Source organism: Planctomicrobium mucosum (assembly GCF_051466335.1).
GTDB lineage: Bacteria > Planctomycetota > Planctomycetia > Planctomycetales > Planctomycetaceae > Planctomicrobium.
Genome location: NZ_CP195793.1, coordinates 969,568 through 981,217, shown reverse-complemented (window position 1 = coordinate 981,217; position 11,650 = coordinate 969,568). Strand labels below are relative to the sequence as shown.

At 53.4% G+C, this 11,650-nt stretch carries 7 protein-coding genes; 3 read left to right on the top strand and 4 right to left on the bottom strand.

The features are described 5' to 3' along the window. Positions 1 to 23 precede the first annotated feature (23 nt). Together SH668x_RS04000 and SH668x_RS03995 are read left to right on the top strand one after the other, a co-directional pair. On the top strand, positions 24 to 3,173 hold the full coding sequence (locus tag SH668x_RS04000) for a DUF1553 domain-containing protein (protein WP_437187407.1): 3,150 nt from the start codon (positions 24 to 26) through the stop codon (positions 3,171 to 3,173). A 51-nt stretch (positions 3,174 to 3,224) separates the two neighbouring features. Then, positions 3,225 to 4,664, top strand: coding sequence for a DUF1501 domain-containing protein (locus SH668x_RS03995; RefSeq protein ID WP_437187406.1), 1,440 nt, complete (start codon positions 3,225 to 3,227; stop codon positions 4,662 to 4,664). A 21-nt stretch (positions 4,665 to 4,685) separates the two neighbouring features. Here SH668x_RS03995 and SH668x_RS03990 read toward each other — a convergent pair whose 3' ends face one another. The 4 genes from SH668x_RS03990 to SH668x_RS03975 all read right to left on the bottom strand — a co-directional run bounded on the left by SH668x_RS03990 (position 4,686) and on the right by SH668x_RS03975 (position 11,048). Further along, positions 4,686 to 6,491, bottom strand: a complete 1,806-nt coding sequence (locus SH668x_RS03990; protein ID WP_437187405.1) for an ABC transporter ATP-binding protein — start codon at positions 6,489 to 6,491, stop codon at positions 4,686 to 4,688. Next, positions 6,491 to 8,374 (bottom strand): ABC transporter ATP-binding protein, encoded by a 1,884-nt coding sequence (locus tag SH668x_RS03985; RefSeq protein ID WP_437187404.1) that lies wholly within the window; start codon positions 8,372 to 8,374, stop codon positions 6,491 to 6,493. The genes SH668x_RS03990 and SH668x_RS03985 overlap by 1 nt, the downstream gene beginning before the upstream one ends. 200 nt (positions 8,375 to 8,574) lie before the next feature. Beyond that, positions 8,575 to 9,132 carry a metallophosphoesterase gene (locus tag SH668x_RS03980; RefSeq protein ID WP_437187403.1) on the bottom strand — a complete coding sequence of 186 codons (558 nt, stop codon included), beginning with the start codon at positions 9,130 to 9,132 and terminating at the stop codon, positions 8,575 to 8,577. A gap of 41 nt (positions 9,133 to 9,173) precedes the next feature. Beyond that, positions 9,174 to 11,048 (bottom strand): ArnT family glycosyltransferase, encoded by a 1,875-nt coding sequence (locus SH668x_RS03975; RefSeq protein ID WP_437187402.1) that lies wholly within the window; start codon positions 11,046 to 11,048, stop codon positions 9,174 to 9,176. A gap of 270 nt (positions 11,049 to 11,318) precedes the next feature. Here SH668x_RS03975 and SH668x_RS03970 point away from each other — a divergent pair, with 270 nt between their 5' ends. Beyond that, positions 11,319 to 11,546: a hypothetical protein gene (locus tag SH668x_RS03970; protein WP_437187401.1), complete on the top strand. Its 228-nt coding sequence runs from the start codon at positions 11,319 to 11,321 to the stop codon at positions 11,544 to 11,546. The last annotated feature ends 104 nt before the right edge of the window (positions 11,547 to 11,650 follow it).

Genomic DNA, 11,650 nt, shown 5'->3' with positions numbered 1-11,650 from the left:
GACATTCAGGTCAGTTAGCCTGAATGTTTGCGCTGAAGTTCGTACCAGCGAAAGGGATGCCAGTGCGTACATCCATTACGAACAGGATATGCCTCCTTCTGACACTCGTTACCTTCGCTGAAGCCTTCGTCTCTTTTGCGGTCGCTCAAGCGGATGAGGTGGACTATAACCGCGACATCAGGCCGATCCTCGCAGATAAGTGTTTTCTCTGTCATGGCCCCGATCAAGGGACGCGGCAGGCGGATCTCCGTTTAGATAATGCCGATGCTGCTTATGCCGCCCTCGCCTCAACTCCCGGAAAGCATGCCATCCTTCCCGGTGATCCGCTTCAAAGCGATGTGTTCCTCAGAATTTCGACGACTGATCCGGGTCTGGTCATGCCTCCTCCGGATTCTAATCTTTCGCTCACTGCAGATCAGATCAAACTCATTGAGAATTGGATTCGCGGAGGAGCCGTTTACCAACCCATCTGGTCGATCATCCCCCCTCAGAAGGGACCGATCCCTGATGTCGATCATTCCGGCTGGGTGAGAAATGAACTTGATGCTTTCATCCTGAAAAAGATGAAAGAAAAGAACCTCACCCCCAATCCACCAGCGACACGCGAACAGCTACTGCGACGCGTCACTTTCGACTTGACGGGACTCCCTCCCACACTTGAAGAAATCGACGCGTTTCGTGCTGACGACTCTCCAGAAGCGTATGAGCGTGTGGTCGATCGACTACTCGCATCTGAGGCGTACGGTGAGAGAATGGCTGCCGAATGGCTGGATGTCGCCCGTTATAGCGACACCTACGGGTTTCAAGTCGACAAGGAGCGGTTCGTGTGGCCCTGGCGAGACTGGGTGATTCGAACATTCAATCAGGACCTCCCGTACGATCAGTTCTTGACGCAGCAACTCGCTGGAGACCTCCTTCCGAACGCAACCGCCGACCAAATCCTGGCCACCACATTCAACCGCCTGCATCCCCAAGAAGCCGAAGGGGGGAGCATTCCGGAGGAGTACAGGATCGGACACGTTTCCGATCGCGTTCAAACTTTCGCGACAGCGTTTCTCGGCCTGACTCTGGAATGCTGCAAGTGCCACGACCATAAGTACGACCCAGTGACTCAGCAGGAGTATTTCCAGCTCGCTTCATTTTTCGACAACATCGATGAAGCTGGGCTCTATTCCTATTTCACAAACAGCGTTCCGACACCAACCCTCCTGCTGGCAGACGATGCTTCCTTCAAAACGATTCGAGATCAGGAATCTACGGTCCGACGCCTCGAGGAACAACTTCAACAGGTGCGTAGTACGAGATCTGAAGCGATGGACGCATGGTTGAATTCAAAACCAACTTGCCCTGAGAAACTCTCTGGTGAACTGCTTCACCTCGACTTCGAATCGGTCAATCAACCAAATCAACTCGTTGACGGTAAGTTTGGGAAAGCGGCTCAACTCACCGGCGATGATGTCATCGGAACCAACGTCGGCAACTTCACGCGGTACTCCCCGTTCTCCGTTTCGCTCTGGATCAATTCTCCTGAAGTGAACGAACGCATGGTTGTGTTCCATCGCTCCCAGGCATGGACCGACGCCGGCAGTCGAGGATATGAGTTGCTATTGGAAGACGGAAAGCTCTCAGCAGCACTCATTCATTTCGATCCGGGTAATTCGATTCGTGTTCGCTCACTGGCACCACTTTCCATTCAGGAGTGGCATCATGTCGCCATCACGTACGATGGGTCCAGCAAGGCTTCAGGAATTCAGATTTATGTCGACGGGAAAGCGGTCGGCACTGAGGTAATTCGCGACGCCCTGACCAAAGAAATCACCGGCGGCGGTGGGGACAACATCTCGATTGGTGAACGGATGCGGGACAAGGGATTCAAAAACGGAAAGGTGGATGAATTCCGTGTCTTTTCCCGCACACTGACTCCGATTGAAGTTGCACATCTCTTCGATCAGACGTCGCTAAAAAGTGCATTCGAAGCTGAATTCACCGGTAAAATCCAGGACCATCCACTCTGGGATTACTACCTCAGTGTTCACGATGGAGAATCACTCGCAGCAGTCGCGGCACTTCACCAGGCCCGCAAAGAGGCGGTCGAGTACATCGAACCGATTCAGGAAATCATGGTCATGCGTGAGACGCCTGAAGAACGACAGACTTACTTGCTAACTCGCGGAGAATACAATCTTCCTGCAGATCCGGTTGAAAGTGACACGCCTGCTGTCCTTCTTCCTTTTCCGGAACACGCCTCCAAAAATCGGCTGGGTCTGGCGCAATGGATGTGCGATCCGCAACACCCACTCACTAGCCGAGTCGCAGTGAACCGCTATTGGCAGATGATTTTTGGAGCGGGACTTGTCCGTACCACCGAAGATTTTGGAGTCCAGGGTGAATGGCCAACACATCCCGAACTATTTGACTGGCTCTCCAGAGACTTCATCGACGAAGGATGGAGTCTGAAAAAGCTGATCAAGAAAATGGTGATGTCGTCGACGTATCAGCAGTCTGCATTTACATCGGCTGAGAAGATGGCGATCGACCCCGCAAATCAGTGGCTCTCCCGGGCAACGAGCGAGCGACTCACTGCGGAGATGCTGCGTGATAACGCCTTGGCTGTAAGCGGGCTCCTCGTCAAGAAAATTGGTGGTCCCCCTGCACGCCCCTACGAAATGGAAGTCGCATTCAAGCCGTTGGCGAAAGATCAGGGTGAAGGTCTCTATCGAAGAAGTCTTTACACTTACTGGAGCAGAACCGGACCAGCCCCCGTCATGATGACACTCGATGCAGCGAAACGGGATGTCTGTCAGGTACGACGAGAACGCACCTTGTCTCCATTACAGCCTTTGGTACTTCTCAATGGACCACAATTCGTTGAGGCGGCACGCATGTTGGCTGAAAGAGCAATGAAGGCCCACCCAGATCATCCGGAAGCGATCATCACGGACATGTATCGACTTGCCACAAGCCGGGCTCCTAAAACGGAAGAACTCTCCGTTCTGATGGAACTCTACCAGCAACATCTCGAAGACTTTACCGCTCATCCAGAACAGGCGACGGCATTTCTGGCAGTGGGAGATCACCCTCGCGATACAAACCTCAATCCGACGGAACTGGCAGCATTCGGAGGGGTCGCGAATCTCCTACTCAACATCGATGACTGTGTCTTCCGGCGATAGCACCGCCTGTCTGTTCTTCACGCAAACGAGTCGACGTTGGGAGTGGAAGACATGAATCATCAACGCTGCAATCAAACAGAGTCTGTCCAGTCTCGCCGAACCTTTCTGGAACGGTTTGGCATGGGACTGGGTGCGTTCGCATTATCAGATCTGATGAAATCGAACCTATCTGCACATCAGGATTCGGTCGATTTCAATGCGCCTCACTTTCCAGCCAAGGCGAAGCGAGTCATCTTCCTGTTTCAGTCGGGAGGACCATCCCAGATGGATCTCTTCGATTACAAGCCTCTCTTGAAAGAGAAGGAAGGAACCGAACTCCCAGCGGAAGTGCGTGGAACACAACGGCTCACCGGAATGAGTGCGAGCCAAGCCCAGTTTTCACTTGTGGGCTCCCCATTCAAATTTCAACAACACGGTGAATCTGGAGCATGGCTGAGCGAGGTACTTCCGCATACTGCCAAAGTGGTCGACGACTTGTGCATCATTAAATCGATGCATACCGACGCCATCAACCATGGGCCGGCCGTCACCTTTATGCAAACCGGCTCACAATTCCCGGGACGTCCCTGTATCGGAGCGTGGGCGAACTATGGACTCGGTTCTGAAAACGCGAACTTGCCAGCGTTCGTGGTGATGTTGACGAAGGACAAATCAGGCCAGCCACTCGCATCGCGACTCTGGGGTAATGGGTTCCTCCCTTCCCGCTATCAGGGAGTGCAGTTCCGGGGGGGGAAAGACCCTGTTCTCTACCTCGGCAATCCGGGCGACCTTCCAGCGTCACATCGTCGTAACATGCTCGATGCAATGGCGAAGCTGGAAAAGATCAGCACTCAGAATAATGCGGACCCTCTCATTGAAAACAGCATTGCCCAGTACGAACTTGCGTTCCGCATGCAGGGTTCCATTCCGGAAGCAACAGATCTGTCACAGGAAACCGAGGAAACTTTCAAGCTCTACGGAGAGGAATCACGAAATCCGGGAACATTCGCTGCGAACTGCCTTCTGGCAAGGCGACTTGCTGAACGCGGAGTGCGGTTCATTCAGCTCTATCATCAGGATTGGGACCACCACGGGGGCGTTCACGGCGGAATCCAGTCGGAAGCGAAACAGACGGACCAAGCCTCAGCGGCTCTCATCACGGACTTGAAACAACGCGGCATGCTGGATGACACGTTGGTCATCTGGGGAGGTGAATTCGGCCGCACCAATTACTGTCAGGGAAAACTGAATCCCGGATTCGGCCGCGATCACCATCCACGATGCTTCTCGATGTGGATGGCTGGCGGTGGAATCAAAGGGGGAATGTCTTTCGGAGAAACAGACCCGTACGGGTACAACATCGTCGAAAATCCCGTTCATATCCATGACCTGCAAGCGACAATTCTCGCCTTGCTTGGAATGGATCACGAACGTCTCACCTACCGTTTTCAGGGACGTCGTTTCCGCCTGACTGATGTCCATGGTCATGTTGTCAAAGAAATTCTCGCCTAGACCCGCGGCACGAGAGGAAACCTAGGCCTGCACAAACTTCTGGTGCAGCGATGCATAGATTCCACCCTGCTTGATCAAATCGTCGTGCTGTCCACGTTCAACGATGTGCCCATGATCGAGCACGAGGACAAGATCCGCGTCCCGAATCGTGCTCAATCGGTGCGCCACGACAAAACTGGTTCGCCCCTCAATCAATACACTCAAAGCAGCCTGCAAGCGGGCTTCGGTGGCGCTATCAATACTACTGGTCGCTTCATCGAGTACGAGAATACTCGGATTCGCAATCAATGCTCGAGCGAAACAAATGAGCTGCCTCTGACCGGACGAGAGAATCGCTCCACGTTCGCCCACCTGCGTGGCAAGACCATTGGAGAGTGAATCGATGAGATCGGGGCAGCCTAAGCGTACAAGGACCTCTCGAATCTCAGCGTCAGTCGCTCCCGGCTTTCCGAATCGGATGTTATCGGCAACCGTTCCGTAGAACAGAAAGTTATTCTGGAGCACAATCCCCATGTGTTGATGGAGCGAATCCGCCTGGATGTCCCTGAGTGGTATTCCGTCAAGAAGAATCTCGCCTGACTGCGGCAAATAGAATTTCGCCACCAGATTGATGATGCTCGACTTCCCACTTCCCGTCGCCCCGACGAGAGCAATCATTTGCCCCGCTTCCGCCTGAAAACTGACGTTGTGCAGCACCGGTCGGGACGGATTGTATCCGAACGTCACATCACGGACTTCGACTTTCCCCGCGACAGACGTGAGTGGTTTGGCACCAATTGCATCAGACCATTCAGGCGGCGTATCAAGCAGGTTGAAAAGTCGCTCCGCTCCTGCCATGGCGGTCATCGCCTGATTGTATTGGTTCCCGATCACCAGTACGGGAGCGAAGAACAGATTCGCCATAAAGAAGAAGCCGATCAGATTCCCGATGTCCATCGGATGATCCGGTTGCAGAACGCGGTATCCACCCACGAGGAGCAGAAGCACGATAAATACCTGACTATTCAGATCCAGCAGCGGGAGAAACAATCCTTGCGTCTTCAACAGTGCAGAGTTGTAGCGAGAATGGTCTTCTGCGAGGTCTTCAAAAATGTTCGAGTTCTCTTGCTGCCGGACGAATGCCTGCGTCACCCGAATTCCCACGACCGACTCAGCTAGCGTCGCCGTCACACGGCTGAACGATTCCCGCAGATTTCTCAGGTTCTTGCTGAGGCGCCGATGGAAATGATGGTTAATTAACCACAGGACAGGTGCCAGCCCTAAAACAAGCAGGAACAACTGCCAGTCGTACCAGAGCATCGCAATTGCAGCGACTCCCATCTGTCCGACCTGAACCATGGTCACGAATAACACTTCCTGCACACCGACACGAACATCCTCGATATCCGAAGTCATTCGACTGATGACTCGCCCCACTCGCGTTTCATGAAACCATCTCATTCGAAATGTTTGCAGATGACGAAAGAGTGCGTTGCGCAGGTCGCAGACAACCGCTTCCCCCAGATCCAGTGCGAGCTTCTGGCGAAAATGCATGACAACTTGTGTCGAGAGAGCGAGCAGAAAAAAAACGATCCCCCCCAAGACGACACCGTTCACGTCATGCTTCGCAATCGGTCCATTGATCACCGATGCAACACACAACGTGAGAGCGGGAAGTTGGATGGAACGCAACACCACACTGATCATCAGGAAAATTCGAAGCGACCGATAAGGCCGGGTGAACTCCAGCAGGCGCAGAATGAGTCGGAAATCCAGCGGACGTTGCCGCTCTTCCTGCCGTTCCACATGGCGAGTGAGCGTTCGATCCAGAGTACTGACACGCGCCATTACACTCGCTCCGGGATCGAGGTAGAACTAGACCGGGAATCATGAGAACTCTGCAACTCGTTCAGTGTCCTGTAGTAATCCGAAGTCTTTAACAACTCAGCATGCGTTCCGGTGGCTGTGATTTTTCCCTGTTCGAGAACGATGATTCGATGGGCACGCCTGAGAGTGGAAATTCTATTCGAAACCACGAGAGTCGTTCGATCCTTCATCGCTGTTTGAATCGCCCGCTCAATTTCGTGTTCTGTGTCAGGGTCAACGGACGCAGTGGCATCATCCAGCAGCAGAATCGGAGGATTTAGCAGAAGTGCCCGAGCCAACGCCAATCGTTGACGCTGCCCACCAGAGAGGTTGGCACCATGTTCACCGACCACGGTTTCGAACCGTTCTGGCAATTCAGAAATGAAATCATCAGCTGATGCCAGTTCCGCTGCTCGTCCAATTTCTTCCGGTGATGCATCAGGACGCCCGAACGCAATATTCGCTGCGACGGAGTGGCTGAATAGAAAACTCTCCTGAAAGACCAGGCCGATATTGCGGCGGAGATCATCAAGATTCAGATCACGGAGGTCATGACCGTCGAGTGTAATCCGACCAGAAGAGACATCGTAAAACCGCATCATCAGACTGAGGAGCGTGCTCTTACCCGCTCCGGTCTCTCCCGTCACTCCGACCCGTTCTCCGGGACTCACGGTGAACGATACCTGACTGAGAACGGGCTGCGATGACTGATAATTGAACGATACATTTTCAAACTCGATCGCTCCGCGAGCCTGAGGAAGTCGAACCGCATCCGGAGCACTCTGAATCGCCACGGGTGTATCGATCACTTCGAAAACACGCTCCGCGGAAACGAGACTCGCCTGAATCGAATTTGCAATATTCACGATCTGACTGATCTGTGCAGCAAACTCCTGAAGCAGGTTCGCGAACACAAATAAGCCAGCTCCAAGGGCGAGTTCGCCCCGAATGACCAGCATCCCTCCATAACCGATCAAAACCAGCATATTCAGCTGCGTAAGCAATCCCATGATCGGCTGAAAGACACTGACCTTAAAGAAAATGGATGACTTTTGCGTGCGGATCTTGTCCGTCATTCGCTGAAACTTCTCCACCTCCTGTGGTTCGCGAGCGAAGCCTTTGACAACGTGGGCTCCCTGAACGTTTTCAACCAGTACGCGAATCAGTTCATCCCCCAGTTCGCCTGCTTTTCGATAGGCCGGCTGAACTGAGCGGGAGAACAAGACGGCACCGCCCCACAGCAGCGGCGTCGACGCCAGACAGGCCAGCGTCAGATGAGGGCTCGTCCAGAACATATACACAAGATAGACGCTCAGCGTGAGGATCGTGGCCAGCACCTTGATCATCACACCGTCGACAAAATTACGAACAGCACTCGCATCGCCAGCGGCCCGATTGATGATCGAACTACTTTCTCCAGAATCATAAAAGTTGAAGTTCAGCAACTGCAGCTTGGAGTAAACATCCGTTCGAACCCGAATGAGCACTTGTTGCGAGAGTGCAGACGAAGCGATTGCATTGAGATACTTAAGGATCGCTCCGATGAGAGAAAACGTCAGAACGGCTCCTGCAATCAGGCAGACAACCCCAAAGGCACTCAGTGATTCTGGATGAGTCCAGCCGAACGGAAATCGCGGTGCTGGAGCACTCGGATCAACCTGATGGCGAATGTAGTCGATCGCAACACCGGTCAGCCCCAGACCTCCTAACGCCAGACAAACCAGCAAAAGGTCGAGCACCAGCATGGCGGCACACGGGCCACGATACTCAAGCCCCAGATCAATCAGTCGGCGCAGCAAACTCCAATTCGACTGCCGCTTCGGAGGCGATGGGGGCTTACTGGTTTCAGTGTGAGAACCCGACACGTTAAGAATGAATCCTGCAGCCAAATATTACATCATCGTATCAGCAGAGGGATGCTGCACAATCATAGCCATCTTTGGCGATTCTGCCGAGACGAGAAATTAGGATTATTCAAAATCCAACTTTAGCAATGGACTCTTTTTCAGTGATGAAATCCCGATGAAGACTGGCTCGACGCGATTTCATTCGGGGCGTATCGAACTCATTCAGTCCCATCCTTGCGGCGAGAATTCAAGCGTCGCTCCTCATCCCAACTTCGCAGCGGAACTGAAGTATCTAACGGCAGAATTTCTACGCATCCTGTTGTCGTCTCCAGAATTCCAACCGTCGGACTCCCATAAGTCCACCCAGATGTTTCTCCGGGATTCACAAAGAGACGCTGCCGATCGTCACGTTCGACACTGGGGCGATGTGTATGACCAAACACAGCGACGTCGAAATCTCCTAGGTAGCCCTGAAGTTGTCGCTTCATGTGGACCACGACAACTCGCGTCCCATCAGCAAGCCTGAATTCGGCGGGAGCTTCCCGGAGTTCTCCAATGATTTTCATTCCCCCGAGGATGCCGACTCGGTTTCCTTCGTTATCGCCAAAGCACCCGTAGAGCTTGCACTTCAGCTGTCGTAACGGAGGGATTGCAAAAGTCGATACAAGATCCCCAGCGAATAACACGCACTCACAGTTCAGTTCGTTAAAAACTGCGACCGCCCTGCGAATGTTATCGAGGTGATCGTGAGTATCCGAAAAGATTCCGACTCGCATTTCAGCTCAGCAATTCAAAACAAAAACCGTAACAACTTCCGCTATCGCAGAAAGAGAAACTCTCGTTTGGCCGCATTAAAAACGATTGGCAGTCGGTCAGGAAACGCTGCCGCTGCCTCACGAAACTGCTCGGGATCTCGGATCCGGGCGATTACCACTGGCCCTGTCATCGTGGGAGAGTTGGTAACGTAGTCCATATGTCGATCGGAATCATCCGGGACTACGAGGACGAGCGCATCTTTCCCTCCTCGCAACTGATCAACTTGAAGACGAAACTGACGATAGCGTCCTCTCGCAAAGCGAAGCTCGTCCATTCCCTGCTCGAGTTTCGCCGGCCACAGCGGGGGAACCGTGACAAAATTCACCAAAAGTGTCACCAGCAGCAAGGCTGCCCACCAGCAGCGCATCCCCACTTCTCCCCCGGCACGCCATGTCCTCCACAGCCGGACCGATCCTTCAGCGAAAATCAAAATCCACAACGGGGCGGTCTCAAGCACGTAGTGCCATCCCATGATCCCGGAAAACCAATACGGGATGTAAATCACATGCAGACACAGAATGGAATACCACAACAGCGACCATCGGGAATCGCCCAGCCTGGGAGTCAATAGGCAGACGATTCCCGCCAACAGCAGCGGGACGATTCCAAGCGTCCATCTCAAGCTTGCTTCAATGCGGGTCCATTCATTTCGAACTGCCAAACTGAGAGTCAGATTCTCGGCCCATGAATCGTAGTTCGTCAACACTTTCGTTCCGGGCAATTGCTTCCCTCGGACGACATTGTCGAAACCGTAAATGTGACTGGGGGTGTAGATTTCGTTGTACAACTGATACGGGGATGTGAAGGCTTCCCCGGTAATGGCTTTGTTCGAAACACCAAGAATGGCGAAGCCGATCAATAGCGGCCCCCCCAGACAGAGAGCAGCGAGCGTTCGCTCCCAGAACGAGTGCTTCGACGGTGCCTCGTCTGCATTGGGGGTCCTTCCCCAGCCTGAGAACCACCAGATCGCAAAGAAGACACCAAAAGGAAACGCAAAACCGGCCGCAGTCAACGGACGACAGAGCATCGCGTAGGCCAATCCTGCTCCTGCAATCAACAGTGTCCAATTCTCCCCCTTCCGCTGCCATCGAAGGAACGCCCACACGAAAAGCAGGAGACCAACAAGTGTCGGATGGTGCGCAACCAGAATCGTGCTGAAGAGAGTCATTCCCGGAGAAGTCGCAAAAATGATTCCAGCAAGGAGTCCCATTCCATTGGTGGAAATCTCCCGACCAATCCAGAAGAGCATCATCGCACAGATGGCCTGAGCAATTTCATGGCCTAACCACGGATTCCCAACAGCAACGAAAGGGGCAAGCCAGATCCCCGTCCCCGGAAAATACCGACTGGCAAAATTCCCCTCATTCAGGACATGCATCTGATCAAACCATTCTGGGTGGGTCGGATGGCTCGGAACCGCCCAATGGCCAGTCAGGTAGGTGGCTGCCTGAAATAGGTAGCTATATTCATCATGGTACGCAGGGGGATACCCCTCATAATTACTTCCTGCCATCCGGCTGAATGAAAAGGCCAGCAGAAAAAGAAAAAACGCCGCGAGGAACGAGCCGCGTCGATTCTGTTCCGAGGAGGCAGATTTCCCCAACCACAAGTGCCAAGAGGCGTTCGCGGGGGGACTCGCCCCACGCACATGAAACCTCAGCCACAGCGGAAGAGTCAGCAGTAGGGGAAGATACGGCAACCAATTCGCAGCCGACCCCGCCATCCAGCCACCCAGAGACTGCTCCCGCGTCTCGCGATCCAGCCATCGCGCCATTTCTGCGCCACACGCCAGAACGAGAACGCTGCCAAAAGCAATCCACTGCACCCAGACAGGAACTCTGATCACGGAGTCATTTCGGATTGTTTGATTGCTCACGTCGCAGCTTATGTTTGAACACAGGACAGCCATTTCACGCAGTCGATTTTGACCGCTCCCGAAGGATCTGTCGAATGTAATCACATCCGGGAACCTGAATATTTGTGACTGCCCCCCGGAACCATCGCGAGATTTTCCCGCTCCCGCTTCGCCATCCTCTCTGCCGAACTGACCCGCTTTTCAGACATTCTCAACTCAAGATCGCTTCTCAAACGATTCCCAATTCACGACAATCAGAAAACACTTTCGTACGTCCCCCAAAGAAGCGGCATGACCAGCATGCATCAATTTGATCGCCATTCAATCCGTGCTGCGCGAGCTTCCGGATTCCTGATCGGTGGGGTGGCCGCCAGTCTTGCGACAACGTGCACTGCGCAAGATGCCACAACTCCGCCCGCACCGGTAATCCAAAAGCCGATGTACATTGAGTGGGGAATTACGGCAGCGATGGTCGCACTGGTTCTATTTGTGGTCTGCAGGAAGAGTAATCGCACCTAATCCCTATTTTTTCGAAACATGCCTGGTTCCGCGTCGCGGAGAACAGTGAGTCAACGGCCCCCTTCCGCGCGGAACGGAATGATGGTCGAGCCGATGAAACCTGT